Consider the following 18,049-nt stretch of genomic DNA (forward strand, 5'->3'; position numbering starts at 1 on the left):
GTGACGCTCCGCGGCGGCCCGCGCTCGATGCGCCGGGTCGAACGACGGGTGGCATGCGCGCCGTCCACGCGTTGCTGCTGTTGGCGCTGTGCGGCGGCGCCGGCGCGGCGCTCGCCGCCGGGAGCCGTGCGCCGGCCGCGGAGTGGGAACGCCCGGAGGTCAACGAGATCAATCGCCAGCCGATGCGCGCCACCGGCTTTCCGTTCGAATCCGTCGAGCTCGCCCGCGCCGGCAAGCTCGCCGATTCGCGCTATTTCCACAGCCTCAACGGCGACTGGCGCTTCGCCTTTTCGCCGAGCGTCGATCGGCGTCCCGCGGATTTTTACCGCGACGATTTCGACGTGTCGGCCTGGAAGACCATCCCCGTGCCGTCGATGTGGCAGGCGCAGGGCTACGGCCAGCCGCTGTACAACAACATCGCCTATCCGTTTCCGGCCAATCAGCCGTTCATTCCGCACGACATCAATTCGGTCGGCTCTTACCGGCGCGACTTCACCGTCCCGAAAGACTGGGACGGGCGCGAAGTGCTGCTGCACATCGGCGCGGCTGGCGCGGCCTACTACGTGTGGGTGAACGGCCAGAAGGTCGGTTACAGCGAAGACTCCAAGCTGCCGGCCGAGTTCGACATCACCCGTCACCTGCGCGCCGGCGAAAACAACGTCTCGATCGAGGTGTATCGCTGGGCTGACGGCAGCTATCTGGAAGACCAGGATTTCTGGCGGGTCAGCGGCATCGAGCGCGATGTCTATCTGATGGCGCCGCCGAAGACCTGGATTCGCGACTTCTTCGCTCGCGGTACGCTCGATAAGACGTACAAGAACGGCCAGCTCGACCTGGATTTGAACGTCAGCGGCGACGCCCGGGCGGCGACGATCAAGGCCAGCGTATTCGACGGCGATCAGGTGGTGTTGACGCGGAACCTGACCGTTCCGGCTTCGGCGAAAGAGCGCACGCTCAACCTGTCTGGCGCGATCGCCGGCGTCAAAACCTGGAGCGCCGAAACCCCGAACCTGTACACCCTGTTGCTGGAACTGCACGACGCCGACGGCCGGTTGTTGCAAGCCACATCGACCCGGATCGGTTTTCGCACCGTGGAAGTGTCCGGCGGCCTGGTCCGGATCAACGGCAAGGCGATCAAGATCCGCGGCGTCAACCGCCACGAGCACGATCCGGTCAGCTTCCACGTCATCTCCGAAGCCTCGATGCGCCGCGACATCGAGCTGATGAAGCAGAACAACATCAACGCGGTGCGGACCTCGCACTATCCCAACGCCGAGCTGTGGTACGCGCTGGCCGACGAATACGGCCTGTACGTGATGGATGAGGCCAACATCGAATCGCACCGCTACATGCAGATGGGCGACGACGGCATGCGGCCGCGCGACAAAGTCCAGCTGGGTTTCGATCCGAAGTGGGAAAGCTCGCATCTGCAGCGGGTCCAGCGCATGGTCGAGCGCGACAAGAACCATCCCTCGATCGTGTTCTGGTCGCTGGGCAACGAGGCCGGCACCGGACCCAATTTCGCCCAGGCCGCCGGCTGGGTTCATGCGCGCGACAAGACTCGCCTGGTGAGCTATCTCGGCCAGGGCACGCTGTACTCGCAGCATCGGCCCGAGCCGTACGTGGACTTCTACGCGCCGATGTACGACTCGATCGAACGCATCGTCGATTACGCGACCCATCCGGAGTATGCGGACAAGCCGTTGATCCAATGCGAATACGCCCACGCCATGGGCAACAGCCTGGGCGACCTCAAGGGCTACTGGGATGCGATCTACGCCCACGACCGCCTGCAGGGCGGTTTCATCTGGGACTGGGTCGATCAGAGCATGATCAAGCACACCGCCGACGGCCGCCCGTTCTGGGCCTACGGCGCCGACTACGGCCCCAATCCCTCCGGCGCGGACGCGATCGAATTCGGCGACGGTCTGCTGCAGGCCGACCGCACGCCCAATCCGCATCTGCACGAATTGGCCAAGGTTTACGGGCCGATCCAGTTCGAAGCGATGGACGCGGCGGCGGGACGTTTCCGCGTGCGCAACCGGCATAACTTCATCGACCTGAGCGGGTTCGATTTCGATTGGCAGATCCGCGAGAACGGCCGCGTCGTGCTCGAAGGCAAGGGCCCGTCGCTATCGACCGCGGCCGACGCCAGCCAGGAGGTCGAATACGCACTGCCGGCGCTGGCGAAACGTCCGGGCGCCGAATACCTGATCACCCTGCGTGCGCGCGCTCGCGCCGGCACGGTGCCGCTGGTGCCGGCCGGGCAAGTGGTGGCGTGGGAGCAGTTCGCCTTGTCGCCGCCGCCGGCGCTGCCCGCGCCGGCGGCATCGGGAGCGGCGGTGGCGGTCAGCGACAACGCGCAGGCCGCGACCTTGCGCGCCGCCGGCGCCGAGCTCAGCGTCAGCCGCAGCAGCGGATTGATCGATCGCTACGCCTATCAAGGCCAGACCCTGCTGCAAGGCGGCGCGCCGAATTTCTGGCGCGCGCCCACCGACAACGACATCGGCACCGGTCTGTATGCCACCCACCAGATCTGGAAATCGCTCTCGGAAAGCCGGCGCGTGCGCAGCGTGCAGGTCGAACGCGGCGACGACGGCGGCGCGCGGGTGCGGGTGGAATTCGACATCGGCGGCGATACCACGCCGGACGTGCAATACACGGTCAGCTACGCGATGGCGCGCGACGGTTCGGTGGATGTCGGCGGCGAATTCAAACCGCTGTACGCCGGCCTGCCCGATCCGCTGCGCCTGGGCCTGATGTTCACCCTGCCCAGCCGCATCACCGATCTGAGCTGGTATGGCCGCGGCCCGCATGAGACCTACTCCGATCGCTACGGCAGCGGCGAGATCGGCGTGTACGCCGGCAAGATCGCCGAGCAGAACCACGACTACATCCGCCCGCAGGAAACCGGCAACAAGGTCGATGTGCGCTGGCTCAGCCTGACCGCCGCCGACGGCGCCGGCCTGAAGGTGACCGGGGCCAAACCGCTGTCGGTGAACGCGCTGGCCTTTCCCTACGCCGACCTGGACCGCAAGCCGGTCGGGCAGGCCCACAGCAGCGACATCCGCCCGCGCGAGCACGTATCGCTGATGATCGACGAGCGCCAGATCGGCCTGGGCGGCGATGATCAGTGGAGCAAGTTCGGCCAGCCGCATTCGCAGTACCGTATCCCGGTGGCGCCTTCGCGCTACCAATTCCGCATAGCGCCGGCCGCGGCCGGCACCGAGGCGAGTCGATGAGCGACAGCAATTCCCCCGCGGCGGCGCCCGGGCAACGTCTGGCCGGCAAATGCGTGCTGGTGTCGGGCTCCTCCAACGGCATCGGCGCGGCGATCGCGAAACTGTTCGTCGCCCACGGCGCGCGCGTGGCCGGTTACGACCGCGCGCCGCCGCCGGACGGACAACCGGCGCCGTGCGAGTTCTTCGCCGCCGGCGATGTCGCCGACGCCGACGCGGTCGCCGCGTTCGTGGGCGACGCGGCGCAGCGGTTGGGCAGCATCGACGCGGTGATCAACAACGCCGGCGTCGATGTGTTCAGCGATCCGCTGACCCTGGCGCAGGACGACTGGTGGCGCAATCTCGCCGTCAATCTCGGCGGCGCCTGGAATTTCAGCCGCGCCGCCTTGCCGGTGATGCTCGCGCAAGGGCGCGGCAGCGTGGTCAACATCGCCTCGGTGCACGGGCACAAGATCATTCCCGGCGCGTTTCCGTATCCGGTGGCCAAGCACGCCCTGATCGGGCTGACCAAGGCGCTGGGCCTGGAATACGCGGCGCAGGGCCTGCGTTTCAATTCGATCTCGCCCGGCCTGATCCTCACCGACCGCATCGAACGCTGGTTGTCCTCGCAACCCGATCCCGAAGCCGCGCGCCGCCGCCAGACCGAACTGCTGCCGCCGCGGCGGATCGGCGAGCCCGACGAAGTCGCCTACACCGCCTTGTTCCTCGCCAGCGACGAGGCCCGCTTCATCAACGCCACCGACATCGTCATCGATGGCGGCCGCACCCAGCTGTATCACGAATGATCGAGCCGTCTATGGATTGGAGAACCCAGCGCCCGTTGATCGCGATCCTGCGCGGCATCACGCCGGCGCAGATCGAGGCGCACGTCGAGGCATTGATCGACGCCGGCATCAGCCTGATCGAGATTCCCACCAACTCGCCGCAATGGCTGCGCAGCGTCGAGCTCGCGGTCGCCGCGGCCGGAACGCGCGCGCTGATCGGCGCCGGCACGGTGCTGAATCGCGACGACGTGGACGCGTTGGCCGCGACCGGCGCCAGCCTGATGGTCACGCCCAACACCGATGTCGCGGTGATCCGCCACGCGGTCGAGCGCGGCCTGATCTGCGCCGCCGGTTTTTCCACGCCCAGCGAAGCCTTCGCCGCGCTGTCCGCGGGCGCGCAGGCGCTCAAGCTGTTTCCGGCGGCCAGCTTCGGTCCCGGCTACGTGCGCGCGATCCGCGCGGTGCTGCCGCCGCAGGTGCCGGTGTTCGCGGTCGGCGGCGTCACCCCGGACAACCTGCCGGGCTATCTGCAATCGGGTTGCGCCGGCGCCGGCCTGGGCAGCGATCTGTACGCGCCCGGCCAGGCGCCTTCGGTCACCCGCGAACGCGGCGGTCTTTTCGTCGATGCCTACCAGAGCGCGCGCCCTTGAAAATCACCCGACTCACCACGTACCGCGTCGCCCCGCGCTGGATGTTCCTCAAGATCGAGACCGACGAGGGCCTCGTCGGCTGGGGCGAACCGGTCGTCGAAGGCCGCGCGCGCAGCGTCGAGGCGGCGGTCGCCGAAATCGGCGAACTGCTGATCGGCCAGGACCCCGCGCGCATCAACGATCATTGGCAGACCATGTACCGCGGCGGTTTCTATCGCGGCGGCGCGGTGTTCATGAGCGCCATCGCCGGCATCGATCAAGCCCTGTGGGACATCAAGGGCAAGGCCCTGGGCGTGCCGGTGTACCAGCTGCTGGGCGGACTGGTGCGCGATCGCATGAAGACCTATTGCTGGGTCGGCGGCGATCGCCCCGCGGACATCATCGAGCAGATCCGCAGCCGCGTCGCGCTGGGCTTCGACACGTTCAAGATGAACGCCTGCGAAGAACTGAGCCTGCTCGACAACAGCCGCGCCATCGACGCCGCCGTGGCCAAGGTCGCCGAGATCCGTTCGGTGTTCGGCAACAGCATCGAGTTCGGCCTGGACTTCCACGGCCGCGTCGGCTGGCCGATGGCGAAGACGCTGATCCGCGAACTGGAGCCGTACCGGCCGTTGTTCATCGAAGAACCGGTGCTGGCCGAACAGGCCGAATACTATCCGCGCCTGGCCGCGCACACCGCCATTCCGCTGGCCGCGGGCGAGCGCATGTACTCGCGCTTCGAATTCAAGAACGTGCTGCATGCCGGCGGCCTGGCGATCGTGCAGCCGGATCTGTCGCATGCCGGCGGCATCAGCGAATGCATGAAGATCGCGGCGATGGCCGAGGCCTACGACGTCGCCCTGGCGCCGCATTGCCCGCTGGGCCCGATCGCGCTGGCCTCGTGCCTGCACGTGGACTTCGTCAGCTGGAACGCGATGCTGCAGGAACAGAGCATCGGCATCCACTACAACGCCGACGGCGAACTGCTCGACTACGTGATCAACAAGGACGCCTTCGATCTGGAGAACGGCTGCGTGCGTCCGTTCACCCTGCCGGGACTGGGCGTGGAGATCGACGAAGCGCAAGTGATCGAACGCAGCAAGCAGGCCGGCGACTGGCGCAATCCGCTGTGGCGGCATCGCGACGGCAGCGTGGCGGAGTGGTGATGACCGCGGCCGTGGCGACCGATACCGCCCGGGCGAGGCTGGCCGTGGACAGCCGCTGCCGTCTGGGCGAAGGCGTGCTGTGGTGCGAACGCCGGCAGGCGCTGTGGTGGACCGACATTCAATCGGCGCGACTGTGGCGGCATACGCCCGGCGACCGCCGCAGCCGCTATTGGCGATTGCCAGATCGGCTCGGATCGTTCGCGCTGTGCGAATCGGGGCGGTTGCTGCTCGGTCTGGCCAAGGGCGTATACAGCGTCGATCCAAGCGCGGCCGAAGATCTGGACACGCTGGCGCCTACGCTGCTGGCGCCGGTGGAAGCCGATCAGCCGACGCTGCGCATCAACGACGGGCGCTGCGATCGCTCGGGTAATTTCGTCTTCGGCACCCTCAACGAAGATCCGCGGCGCGCGCCGATCGGGTGCTTCTACCAATACTCGCGCCGCCACGGCCTGCGGCCGCTGGCGCTGCCGGGCGTGGCGATCGCCAACAGCCTGTGTTTCGATCTTGACGGTCGCGGCCTGTACTACTGCGACTCGCGGCAGGGCCGCATCATGCATGCCGGCTACGACGCCGACAGCGGTCAGGTCGGCGCGCCGGAGGTCTTCGCCGAAGTGCAGGCGCCGGCCTCGCCCGATGGCGCGGCCGTGGACAGCGAAGGCCGGGTGTGGAGCGCGCAGTGGGGTGTCGGCCGCGTGGTCGGCTACGGCCGCGACGGCCGCGTCGAACGCGTGATCGCGGTGCCGACCTCCCACGTCAGCTGCCTGAGTTTCGCCGGCCCCGCGCTGGACGAGATCTACATCACCACCGCGCGCGAGGAACTCGACGATGCTCAGCGGCGGGCGCAGCCCGACGCCGGCGGCGTGTTTCGCGCCGGTGTCGCCGGCGTGCGTGGATTGGCCGAAGCGAGGTTCGACGACCGATGATCGCGATCGATTGGGGCAGCAGCAGCCTGCGTGCGTTCCGTCTGGACGGGCAGGGACAAATCACCGACTCGCGCCGCTCCGACCAGGGCGCGCTCGCCTGCGCCGGGCGTTTCGAAGAGGTTCTGCGCGACACGCTGCAGGGCTGGGACGAACGCGTGGTGGTGATGGCCGGCATGGTCGGCAGCCGTCAAGGCTGGCAGGAAGTGAATTACCTCGACTGCCCGGCCGGACTCGACGAGATCGCCGCGCGCATGACCCGCGTGCAAGCGCCGGGCCTGGGCGATCGCGAGGTCTGGATCGTGCCGGGCCTGAGCGTGCGCCACGATCACGGCGTGCATGACGTCATGCGCGGCGAGGAAACCCAGATCTGCGGCCTGATCGACCGGCTCGGGCCGGGTTCGCACCGCGCCTGTCTGGCCGGAACCCATTGCAAGCACGTGCTGATCGAGAACGGCCGCATCCAGGAATTCGCCACCGCCATGACCGGCGAGATGTTCCAGGTGTTGAGCGAGCACAGCATTCTCGGCCGGCTGATGCAGCCGGGCGCGCACGACGCCGCGGCCTTCCTGAAAGGCGTGGATCACGCCGCGCTGGACGGCGATCTGCTGGAGCACGTGTTCGCGGTGCGCACGCATGGTTTGTTCAACGTGTTGCCGGCGACGGCGCTGCGTTCGTTCCTGTCCGGCCTGCTGATCGGCCATGAGCTGCGCCGCTTGCCGGCGCGGCCGGAACCGGTGCACCTGATCGCCGCGCCCGCGCTGGCCGAACCCTATACCGCCGCGCTGACCCGGCGCGGCCATCGCGTGCAAACGCATGGCGAAGACGTGTCCGCGCGCGGCCTGTACGCGCTGGCGCGAAGGCGTGGATTACCGGCGGCTTGATCCACCGCGCCGCGTTCCAGGGCGCATCCGATGTTTCCGTGGTCTCGATGGTGGACGCCGGCATGCATCGCCGGCGCTGAAGAAGAGAGAGGCGAATGATGTTGTCTGCATTGGATATCGTGATCGTACTGGCGTACCTGGTCGGCATCTTCGCCCTGGCGCAATGGGTGTCGCGCGAGAAGAGCGGGCACAAGAAGACCGCGCAGGATTATTTCCTGGCCGGCAAGGCCCTGCCGTGGTGGGCGATCGGCGCCTCGCTGATCGCGGCGAACATTTCCGCCGAACAGATCATCGGCATGTCCGGCTCGGGCTACGCGCTGGGATTGGCGATCGCCTCCTACGAATGGATGGCGGCGCTGACCTTGCTGATCGTCGGCAAGTTCTTCCTGCCGGTGTTCCTGCGCAACGACATCTACACGATGCCGCAGTTCCTGGAGAACCGCTACGGCGGCAAGATCCGCCTGGTCATGGCGGTGTTCTGGCTGATCCTGTACGTGTTCGTCAACCTGACCTCGATCCTGTGGCTGGGTTCGATCGCGGTGAGCCAGGTGACCGGGATCGAGCAGTCCTACGCCCTGCTGGTGCTGGGCGCGTTCGCGCTGGCGTATCAGTTCTACGGCGGGCTCAAGGCGGTGGCCTTGACCGACATCGTGCAGGTCTCGCTGCTGGTGCTGGGCGGGCTGATGATCACCGCGCTCACCTTGAACCGCATCGGCGACGGCGACGGCGTGATCGCCGGCTTCCAGCATCTGTTGCAGACGCAGCCGGAGCGTTTCCACATGATCCTGAGCAAGGACAATCCTTACTACAAGGATCTGCCGGGCCTGGGCGTGCTGCTCGGCGGGCTGTGGATCATGAATTTCAGTTACTGGGGTTTCAACCAGTACATCATCCAGCGCGGTCTGGCCGCCAAGAACATCGGCGAGGCGCAGAAGGGCGTGCTGTTCGCCGCGTTCCTGAAACTGCTGGTGCCGGTGATCGTGGTGATTCCGGGCATCGCCGCGGTGGTGCTGGCGCCGGGGCTGAGCAAGCCCGATCAGGCCTATCCGACCATGATGGGGCTGTTGCCGGCCGGCGTGCTGGGCCTGGTGTTCGCCGCCTTGATCGCCGCGATCATGGCGTCGCTGGCGTCGAAGATCAATTCGGTCGCGACCATCTTCACCCTGGATTTCTACACCAAGCTGCGTCCCGGCCAAGCCGAGGCGAAACTGGTGCGGATGGGACGCATCGCCTCGCTGGTCGCGGTCGCGCTGGGCATGCTGGCGGCCAAGCCCTTGCTCGGCAGCTTCGATCAGGCCTTCCAGTACATCCAGGATTTCACCGGTTATTTCACCCCGGGCATCACGGTGATCTTCCTGCTCGGCCTGTTCTGGAAGCGCGCCAACGAAGCCGGCGCGCTGGCCGCGGCGATCGGCTCGGTGCTGCTGTCGATCGCGATGCGGGTGATGTGGCCGGAGTATCCGTTCATGAATCGCGTCGGCGTGGTGTTCCTGCTCGCGCTGGTGTTGGCGGTGGTGGTGTCGCTGATGAGCAAGACCCGCAGCGGCAGCGACCTGATCCGAACCGACGACGTGAGTTACCGCACGCCGGTCAGTTTCAACCTCGGCGCGATCGTGGTGATCGCGATTGTGGCCGTGCTTTACGCCGTGTTCTGGTGACGGCGGCTGATTTTCCACGGAGAACCCCCATGAGCTTCAAGTCGTCCGGCTTCAACGAAACCGATGCGGCCAAGGACGCGACGGTCAGCGCCGCCGAACTCGGCCTGGGCAAGGGCCAGTACGCCGCGCGCGATCTGTGGCAGCACGATCAACGCGACGGCGACGGCGACGGCTCGGTGCGGGTGACGCTCGCGCCGCATGCGACCGCGCTGTACCGGATCAGCGCGCGCTGAGCCGCGGGCGGCACGGATGATATTGGCCAGTGCCGCGTTGCGGGCGCGGATCGCGCCCGCCTGGGGCGGCGCCGTGTTGCGGCTGGACGCGCTCACGCCGTGGGGCGCGGTGCCGTTGTTGCGTGCGTGCGAGTTCGAACCGGGGCCGGCGCCGTCGGCGCCCGGCCCCGATCCCAATACGCTCGCCTGCTATCCGCTGGTGCCGTGGTCGAACCGGATTTCCGCGGACGGCTTCGAATTCGATGGCCGCCGCATCGCGCTGCCGCGCAATCGCGACGACGAGCCGTGGCCGATCCACGGCAGCGGTTGGCAGCGACCGTGGCGCGTCGCTCACGCCGATGCCGGCGAAGCGGTGCTCGTGCTCGACGAAGACGACGCCTCGCAGGCCTACCGCTACCGCGCCGAATTGCGTTACCGGTTGCACGAGGACTATTTCGAAGCGCGCCTGAGCGTCGTCAACACCGGCCCGGCGGCGATGCCGTTCGGCCTCGGCCTGCATCCGTTCTTCGTGCGCGATGCCGATACCCGTTTGCGCGCGCCGGCCCGGCAGGTATGGCTCAACGACGGCCACACGCCGCTGCCGACGCAGTTGGCAGCTATTCCCGAGCATTGGCGCTTCAGCGACGAACGCGCCTTGCCGCGCGACTGCGTCGATCACGCCTTCGTCGGTTGGTCGGGCGAGGCCAGTGTCCACTGGCCGCGGCGACGCCTGCGCCTGGACATCGCCGCCGATGCGGGACACTTCGTGCTGTTCACGCCGGTGGATGCGGACTTCTTTTGTTTCGAACCGGTCGATCACGCGATCGACGCGGTTCATCTGCCCGGCGGCGCCACCGCTCACGGCATGACCGTGCTCGCGCCGGGCGAGGGGATGCAGCGGCGCTATCGATTCACCCTGCGCGCCGACGGCTGAACCGACTCGCCGCTCACTTCGCCTCGAACACGAACCCGGCCGCCTGGAAATCCCCGCGCATGGCGACCGCGAGACCGTTCTGCATCCAGTAAGCGCCGCTGGCTTCGGCCGGCACCGACTCGGGCGCCGCGCCGCCGCCCAGACGCGAGATGCGATAGCGCTTGGCCGGATCGAGCCCGCGCAGACGGATCGCTGGATCGGGCAAAGCCTTGGTGCCGCTGTGCAGGAACGCGAACAACACCGCCTGGCGCCGATCGGCCGATACCGACAGCGTGGCCGAGCGACGGCCGCCGTCCCAGGGCGAGATCAACCGATACAGATCGCCCTGCTGGACCGTGCGGCGCACCTGCTTGTAAGCCTCGACCATGCGCTGGGCGGTGGCGAAGTCGGCGTCCTTCCAATGGTTGAGGTTGGCGCCGATGCCCAGCCCGCCCTGCATCGACGACAGGAAGCGATAGTCGAGCGAGGTCTCGCGCTTGTTGACCCAATTGGGCGAATCGGTGACCCAGGCCATCATCACCGCCGGCGCGTAAGCGTGGCTGAAGCCGTCCTGCATGCTCAGGCGGTCGTAGGGATCGGTGTTGTCCGACGGCCATACCTGATCGGTGAAGGCCATGATGCCCAGATCGACGCGGCCGCCGCCGCCGGAACACGATTCGATTTCAAGCTTGGGATGCTTGCGGCGCAGCTCGGCGAGAATCCAGTACAGGTTGCGCACGTACTCGACATACAACTTGGGCTGATCCTCCGGCGCCATCTGCGCCCAGCCCGGCTCGGACCAGTTGCGGTTGTAGTCCCATTTGAGGAACTGGATGTCGTTGCGGGTGACCAGTTCGTCGAGCATCTGGAACAAATGATCGCGCACATCGCGGCGGGCGAGGTTGAGCACCAGCTGATTGCGCGCCTGGGTCAGCGGACGGCCGGGAAACTGGATCGCCCAGTCCGGATGGGCGCGATACAGATCGCTGTCGGGATTGACCATTTCCGGCTCGACCCACAGGCCGAATTCCATGCCCAGGCCGTGCACCTTGTCGATCAGCGGCTTGAGGCCGTTGGGAAACTTGGCCGGGTTGACGGTCCAGTCGCCGAGTCCGGCCTTGTCGCTGTTGCGCGCGCCGAACCAGCCGTCGTCCATGACGAAGCGCTCCACGCCGATGCGCGCGGCCTTCTCCGCCAGCGCCATCTGCCCGGCTTCATCGACGGCGAATTCGGTCGCTTCCCAACTGTTGTAGAGCACCGGCCGCAGGCGCGGCTTGCCGTGGCCGGGCAGGATCTGTTCGCGCTGGAAGCGATGGAACAGGCGCGATGCGCCGCCCATGCCGGCGTCGGAATACCCGGCGTAGAACACCGGCGTGTCGAGGCGTTCGCCGGGCGCGAGCCGATAGGCGAAATCGTACGGGTTGTAGCCGCCGACCACGCGCACCGCGCCGAGCTGGTCCTTGTCGATGCTGATCCGCCACGACCCCGACCAGGCCAGCGCGCCGAACCACACCGGGCCGCTTTCTTCCGTGGACACGCGGGTCCGGTCGATCGCGAACCACGGCGCGTTCTGCTGGCCGGTGGAGCCGCGCCGGCTTTCCAGCACGCTCGCGCCTTCGCTGACCGGGCGCTGTTGCAAGGTCCACTCGCCGGCCCAGCGGCCGCTGAGGTGGCGCAGCCGATAATCGTCCTCGGGCGCCAGGGTGTAGGACGCGGACGCGGCCTGGTCGATGCGCAGCGGCGTCGTGCCCAGGTTTTCGATCAGGGCCGAACGCCCGACCACACCGGTGCCGGGATCGATGCTGTAGCGCAGCGTCACCTGCAGCGGCGCGGCGATGTCTTTCATGACGACGGCGACGCCGTCGCCTTCGATCCGGTGCGAGACGTAGCGCAGGACGGTGTCGCGGTTGCCGTCGGCGTAGGCGACCTTGAGCGCGACTTCGCTGAAGATGCCGCCGCCCTGGGCCGGGAATTCCTGCGGCGTCACCGACGCCGACAGATCGAAGCTGGCATGGCCGGGCAGCGCCTTGACCGGGCCGAGGCGGTCGCCGTCGCCGAGCTGGCCGCCGAAGTAGACCGCCTGCAACTGCTCGGCGTCGTTGATGCCGAAGGCGTAGGTGACGCGGCCGCCGTCGAGGCGGAACACCCGCGTCTGCGCGTCGTAGCGCACCGAGGCCAGGGCCGGGTCGGCGATCGACCAAAGCGCGATCAAAGCCGCGCCGGCGGCGGCGCGAAGCAGGAACGAACGCATGCGGACCTCTCCCTCGGAATCTTGTCGTATTTATCATACAAATAGAATCGTGTCGATCCGCCGCCGCGCGCCGATCCGCGCCGGCGCGACGCCACCACGATCGCACCGGCCGCATGAACGTACCGACCGGCGCGCGGGCCGCTCCGGCCGCCGTTTAGGCCCGTGCTATGGTGGCCATGAAGGCGTCCGATGGTCCTTGCCGGAACCGCTGCGTGCCGTAAGAATCGTACTTACCCAACATCGAGCAGCTTGGAAGATGCCCCCTATCGAGTCCGCCGGACGATCTCAATTGAGCGGCCGCATGACGCTGACGGAACAGCTGCTCGACGCCTTGGGCCGCGAGATCGTGTTGGGACGTTTCGCCGAAACCGGCTTCCCCACCGAAGCGGAAATTTCCGAAGCCTATTCCACCAGCCGCAGCGTCACCCGCGAAGCGATCAAGATGCTCACCTCCAAGGGCATGCTGTCGGCGCGGCCGCGCAGCGGCATCGTGGTGCAGCCCGAGCGCAGCTGGAGCCTGCTCGACGCCGACGTGCTGCGCTGGATGCTGGAGCGCAAGTTTTCCTACAAGCTGCTGCGCTCGTTCACCGAGATGCGGCTGGGCATCGAGCCCACCGCCGCGGCGCTGGCCGCGCGCAATGCCGACGCGCAGGCCATCGACGGTATCGAGCGCGGGCTCAAGCGCATGATCGCCGCCGAGCGCGGCGAAGACGACCACCTGACCTCCGACGTGGCCTTCCACGTCGCCATCCTCGACGCCACCGGCAACCCGTTCTACGTGCAATTGCACGAACTGGTGAACACCGCGCTGCGGATTTCGATCCAGCTGACCAATCGCATCAAGGGCCACACCGCCAGCATCCCGGCGCACCGCCGGGTGTTCGACGCGATCAAGGCCGGCGACGCGGTGGCCGCGCACGCGTCGATGTCGAGCATCATCGCCGACGTGCTGGTACTGATCGAAGACGCGCAATCGCGCGAAACCGATCAGGGCAAGGCGCGCAAGCGCGTGGAAAAAACGCCGGCGCGTTCGAAGAAATAAGTACGCCGCGTTATGGCGCTGCGTGGATCGCGGACTGGCGATCAGGGCACTTTTCTTTGCACGAGATTTTTGTAAATCCAAACCGTGCGCAGGCAGTGCGGTCCGGCGTATGAAGCCGTCAGGTCGATGCGAACATCGCGGTTGTTGAAGGAATATTCGACGCTGCCTGCGTAGCCGCCGCTATCGGCTACGGACTCGGCCATTTCCTTCGCCCCGGTCAAGGCGGCGGCGGGTTCGATCGGGAAACAAGGTTTGTCGGTTATTTCGATCGCAAGCTCGTTCCATTTCAGTGTGCGTAATCTATGGTCGGTCAACGCCCGGGCGAGCACTATTCCATCCGCCAATCTCATCGATGATTTGACGTTGCCTGGCGGCGGCAACTGCGTGTCGGAGGTGAATGCTCGGCGCGTTGTGCACCAAAGCGTCGCAGCCTTTCCAAACCTGCCAACACAGTTGAGCCTCATGCGCTCCAGAGGCAACCTAGTTGACGACCCGCATCCACTGCTGCGCGGTCATGCTTACCTTTCCTGCGCCCATCGACGCGCGCAGGTTGCCGAGTTCATCGACCCCATGCAGCGTCATCGGGTACGAGGGCACGCCGTTGCGCCAGACGAACGGGACCTGCGCGGCCTGGGCCGGGCCGAGCGTGCTGCCTGCCGCGCCGCTGTTTCCTTCCCAACTGGCCCACACGACGCCGCGATCGACAAACGTCGCCTGCTGCGACGACACCGGCATGTAATTGGTATCGCTCGCGAACAGCACATGACGAACGCCGAAGGCGCGGATCGCGCCGGTGTAGCGCGAATCGCCGGGATCGGTCTGATTGTTCCGCAATGGCGTGAATACGCCCCAGAACAAGCTGCGTTCGACCTGGACCGCGCCGCCTTCGGTGGACACCGAGCCGTTCAACACCACGTCGAACTTGTAGGCCGGCGAAATGCCTTCGATCTTGGACCGCAACGCCGGGTTGGCCTGGACGACGGCGTCGCGGGCGGCTTTCATGATCCGCGCATTGGAACTGTCGACGTACAGGTTATAGGCGTGCACGTCGCCGCCGCGCAGACGGGGCATGCGGTCCTGCAGATCGCGATAATGGTTGTGATGCAAGGTCACGGTGTAGGACGAAATCCCTTCGAGGTCGTTCGAACCGATCAGGTGGCCTTTCTTCTGCGGCAGCGAGATATCGGTGATCTGTTGCCTGCTGAAGAAGCCGCGCAGAAAGTCGTACATCGCATTGGCCGCGCGATTGGCCTCGAGGTAGTCGAACTGTCGCGCCACGAAGCTGCCGGGCCCGCTGGCCGGGGGCAGGGTTTCGATCCACGACACGGTGATGTTGTTCGCGCCCTTCTTGATGTCGAGGACACCGTCGTAGGCCTTGGTGAAGCTGCAGTGGTCGATCCAGATGCCCGAGGTCACGCCGCCGCCGTCGCCGAGCGTGACGAAATCCCAGTCGTTGCTGTCGTAGTCGCCGCGCGTGCCCTCGTCCCATTCCCACAGCTCGTCGAAACGCAGGTTGCGCAGGACCAGGTTGGTTCCGCTCTTTATGTTGAGTTCGACATGGCGCAGAACGGCGCCGTTCTTGGAGTAGATCGTCAGCCCGTTGAAGTTGGTGACATCGAGCAGGGACACGCCGCTGGCGATCAACGACGGATGCTTCTTGGGCGCCTTGTTCTGGCGCAGCAGGCCGTCGGCGCGGGCCGCGTCATCGACCTCGTTCCAGCCCATGTCGAGATCGTTCGCGATCTCGATGACCTTGACCGGAGTGGAACTCGAAATGCGCGCGGCGCGCAGCGCGGCGATGAAGCCCGCCGGCGTGGTCACGCGCCGGTACCTGGCATCGGACTCGGCGATGTACCCGCCTCCGGTGACGCTCGCCGCCGCATAGCCTTCGATGTTGTACATCGAAACCCCGGCCGCGGCGGCCGGCATGAGGCTCGCGATGCCGAGGATCAGCACCGCGATCAGGGTAGGCGTTGCACGACGACTGTCGAGGGTGTGCATGTGAACTCCAGTAACCGCGCGCGATACGCGCGGTCGTAGGGTTGATCTTCGCGATCGAGGCGATCGGTGTCCGCCGCGCGGCCCTACCTGATCGTGCAGGCGCCCGGAACCGGCGAGATTTCGTTGGGCTCTCCGCTGGTCAGCCCGAGATACTCGATGCATTTGCGCCCGGAGGTCGAAACGCTGGTGAGCACGGCCTTGTCGCCGGCCACGCCGTTGGCGTAGCGCGAGTTGATCCCGGCGATCGCGCCGGTGTCGGCGGCGACGACATGGGTGACCTGGACGGTCCGGCTGTACTGCGTCGAGCAATTGCCGCACGAGCGATACAGCTTGCCGGCCTTCTCGATCTCGAAGTATTCGATCTTCATCGTGCCCGGGCCGTTGTGCTGGAAGACCTTGTCCTTCGCCAGCCGCGCGCCGCCGCCCTGGATGAGAAACACGTCGGAAGCCTTGTTGTTCTTGAAGGTCGCGGCGTCTTCGCCGACATCGTCCCAGTACACCTCCGACAGTGTGCAGGTGCCGTAGCAGTGAATGCCGTCGCCGCCGCGGCCGCGATAGTTCCGGTCGGTGCCGGATCTCGAACCGTCGCCGATCACCACGTTCCTGAGCACCGCGTTGTTCCTCAGGATGAAGGTCGGTTTCTGCTTTTCGGTCTGGTCGCCGGGGTCGCCGACATAGCGCACCGCGGTGCCGGCGGGGCAGTTGTTGCGCTGGGCCGCGTCGTAGGTTTCGCCGTCCACGGTGATGGTCTTGATGCCGCTGCCGCTGCCTATGTCGATGGTCTTGCATACGCTCGGAAGGTCCAGCGCGAAGCAGGAAGGAGAAACCAACAGCAGCGCCAGACAGATGCAGTGCCGGAAGCCTTGTGCCTTGTTCATGCCCAACTCCTTCAGCAAGTTGATAGGGATGCGATCCGCGCCGCGCCGACGTCGTCGTGCTGTCGCGGCGGGCGTCAGTTATAGGGAGCTCATGCGGCGCAGCATGATGATGCGAGTCACAACGCCTGCATCGGATCGAGGTCCGTGCGATGTCTTCGGACAAGCGCGTTGTCCGGGGACAAGTCTTCCAGGCCGCATTGGTGTGTGAACGCCGCTGCTCGATCCGTGCCTGTCCGCAAGCGACGCCGGCGCTTTCCCGCATCGCAGCATGCGCCCGGCACCGGCCTCTGCTAGCGTATGACCACCGGTGTCATCTTCTGTCGGTCAGGACGATGCAAAACGACATGTCCAGGATGAAACGCGCGCGCGGGCTGCATGGCGGGACGCTGAGCGGATCGGCGCGCGCGGGCCGCACGGCGATCGCCGGAGCCTCGACGGTGGACGACATCGCGCGGATGGCCAATGTCTCGACCAAGACCGTCTCGCGGGTGATCAACAAATCGCCGCTGGTCAATGCGGACACCCGCGAGCGCATCCTCGCGCTCATGGGCGCGCTGCGCGACCCGCGCGGCAGTCAGGCGCCCGCGGCGGCGGCTTCGCGGCGGAAGTTGATCGGCCTGGTCTACGACAACCCCACCGCGCACTACGTCATCGAGATCCAGCGCAGCGTGCTCGATGCCTTGAAGGGCAGCGGCTTCGAACTGGTGGTGCATCCCTGCGACAGCAACCGCTCCGACTACGTCGACGGCGTGCGGCGTTTCACCCTGCAGCACAAATTGCATGGGCTCATCCTGATCCCGCGCGTCTCGGAGGACGAACTGCTGGCGACGGCGTTGCGCGAGACGGGATGCCGCTATGTGCGCGTGGCCTCGATTCCCCTGGACGACCCGATGCGGACCGTGCTCACGCGCGATCGCCAGGCCGGCGTGGAAGCGGCCCATCACTTGATGTCGCTGGGGCATCGGCAACTGGGCGTGATCACCGGGCCGCGCCGCTATCGTTCCTCGATCGAGCGCGCGGAAGGCTTCGCTCAGCATCTGGCCATGAACGACGTCGGGCTGTCGTCGAAATGCGTATACCTGGGCGGCTATACCTTCGAATCCGGCGTGGCCGGCGCGGAATACCTGTTGGCGCAGACGCCGCGGCCGACCGCGATCTTCGCCTGCAACGACGAGATGGCGGCGGGCATCTACAAAGTGGCGATGCGCCTGGGGCTGTCGATTCCCGAAGACCTGTCGGTGGTCGGTTACGACGACAGCCCGCTGGCCTCGCAGCTTTCGCCCAGCCTGACCACGATCCATCTGCCGATTTCCGATGTCGGACGATTGGCGGTGCAGTCGCTGCTGGGGCGCCCGGTGGCCGAAAGAGCCGCAAGCGCGATGCCCGGTCCGCAGGCAGCGGTGACGCCTCGCCTCACCATCCGCGACTCCACCGGGGTGCCGGCGGGGCGGCCGTTGGAGGTGTACTGATTCTGTCGACGCGCCGTTGCATG

Annotated in this window: 15 protein-coding genes; 11 read left to right on the forward strand and 4 right to left on the reverse strand. The window is 66.7% G+C overall.

Annotated elements, in window-relative coordinates:
* The first annotated feature begins 53 nt into the window (after positions 1–53).
* The 9 genes from J7J50_RS00790 to J7J50_RS00830 all read left to right on the forward strand — a co-directional run bounded on the left by J7J50_RS00790 (position 54) and on the right by J7J50_RS00830 (position 10,406).
* Positions 54–3,242 (forward strand): glycoside hydrolase family 2 TIM barrel-domain containing protein, encoded by a 3,189-nt coding sequence (locus J7J50_RS00790; RefSeq protein ID WP_251044383.1) that lies wholly within the window; start codon positions 54–56, stop codon positions 3,240–3,242.
* Positions 3,239–4,024: an SDR family oxidoreductase gene (locus J7J50_RS00795; protein WP_215057654.1), complete on the forward strand. Its 786-nt coding sequence runs from the start codon at positions 3,239–3,241 to the stop codon at positions 4,022–4,024. The genes J7J50_RS00790 and J7J50_RS00795 overlap by 4 nt, the downstream gene beginning before the upstream one ends.
* Positions 4,025–4,035: 11 nt before the next feature.
* On the forward strand, positions 4,036–4,653 hold the full coding sequence (locus J7J50_RS00800; protein ID WP_215057653.1) for a 2-dehydro-3-deoxy-6-phosphogalactonate aldolase: 618 nt from the start codon (positions 4,036–4,038) through the stop codon (positions 4,651–4,653).
* A complete protein-coding gene (gene dgoD / locus J7J50_RS00805) occupies positions 4,650–5,798 on the forward strand; it encodes a galactonate dehydratase (RefSeq protein ID WP_215057652.1) in 1,149 nt (382 codons plus the stop codon). Before J7J50_RS00800 ends, dgoD begins: the two co-directional genes overlap by 4 nt.
* Positions 5,798–6,721, forward strand: a complete 924-nt coding sequence (locus tag J7J50_RS00810; protein WP_215057651.1) for an SMP-30/gluconolactonase/LRE family protein — start codon at positions 5,798–5,800, stop codon at positions 6,719–6,721. Before dgoD ends, J7J50_RS00810 begins: the two co-directional genes overlap by 1 nt.
* Positions 6,718–7,602: a 2-dehydro-3-deoxygalactonokinase gene (locus J7J50_RS00815; RefSeq protein WP_215057650.1), complete on the forward strand. Its 885-nt coding sequence runs from the start codon at positions 6,718–6,720 to the stop codon at positions 7,600–7,602. The genes J7J50_RS00810 and J7J50_RS00815 overlap by 4 nt, the downstream gene beginning before the upstream one ends.
* 95 nt (positions 7,603–7,697) lie before the next feature.
* Positions 7,698–9,260, forward strand: coding sequence for a sodium/sugar symporter (locus J7J50_RS00820; RefSeq protein WP_215057649.1), 1,563 nt, complete (start codon positions 7,698–7,700; stop codon positions 9,258–9,260).
* A gap of 29 nt (positions 9,261–9,289) precedes the next feature.
* A complete protein-coding gene (locus tag J7J50_RS00825) occupies positions 9,290–9,493 on the forward strand; it encodes a hypothetical protein (RefSeq protein ID WP_215057648.1) in 204 nt (67 codons plus the stop codon).
* Positions 9,494–9,509: 16 nt separating this feature from the next.
* A complete protein-coding gene (locus J7J50_RS00830; RefSeq protein WP_215057647.1) occupies positions 9,510–10,406 on the forward strand; it encodes an aldose 1-epimerase in 897 nt (298 codons plus the stop codon).
* A 13-nt stretch (positions 10,407–10,419) separates the two neighbouring features.
* Here the strand turns inward: J7J50_RS00830 and J7J50_RS00835 are convergent, their stop codons facing one another.
* Complete coding sequence (locus tag J7J50_RS00835) at positions 10,420–12,636, reverse strand: alpha-galactosidase (protein WP_215057646.1); 2,217 nt, start codon at positions 12,634–12,636, stop codon at positions 10,420–10,422.
* Between the two features lie 301 nt (positions 12,637–12,937).
* Between J7J50_RS00835 and J7J50_RS00840 the strand changes: the two genes are divergently transcribed.
* Entirely contained in the window at positions 12,938–13,678 is a 741-nt protein-coding gene (locus J7J50_RS00840) for an FCD domain-containing protein (protein WP_251044382.1), read from the forward strand.
* 41 nt (positions 13,679–13,719) lie between these two features.
* Here the strand turns inward: J7J50_RS00840 and J7J50_RS00845 are convergent, their stop codons facing one another.
* The 3 genes from J7J50_RS00845 to J7J50_RS00855 form a co-directional block, all read right to left on the reverse strand.
* The gene (locus J7J50_RS00845) at positions 13,720–14,142 is read right to left on the reverse strand and encodes a hypothetical protein (protein WP_215057644.1); all 423 of its coding nucleotides are present in this window, start codon (positions 14,140–14,142) and stop codon (positions 13,720–13,722) included.
* Between the two features lie 16 nt (positions 14,143–14,158).
* Positions 14,159–15,679, reverse strand: coding sequence for a hypothetical protein (locus J7J50_RS00850; RefSeq protein ID WP_215057643.1), 1,521 nt, complete (start codon positions 15,677–15,679; stop codon positions 14,159–14,161).
* 83 nt (positions 15,680–15,762) lie between these two features.
* Positions 15,763–16,557, reverse strand: coding sequence for a pectate lyase (locus J7J50_RS00855; RefSeq protein ID WP_215057642.1), 795 nt, complete (start codon positions 16,555–16,557; stop codon positions 15,763–15,765).
* A gap of 344 nt (positions 16,558–16,901) precedes the next feature.
* Here J7J50_RS00855 and J7J50_RS00860 point away from each other — a divergent pair, with 344 nt between their 5' ends.
* Positions 16,902–18,026, forward strand: coding sequence for a LacI family DNA-binding transcriptional regulator (locus J7J50_RS00860; RefSeq protein ID WP_251044381.1), 1,125 nt, complete (start codon positions 16,902–16,904; stop codon positions 18,024–18,026).
* Positions 18,027–18,049 lie beyond the last annotated feature (23 nt).

This window comes from Lysobacter sp. ISL-50, assembly GCF_018612875.1.
Classification (GTDB): Bacteria; Pseudomonadota; Gammaproteobacteria; order Xanthomonadales; family Xanthomonadaceae; genus Lysobacter.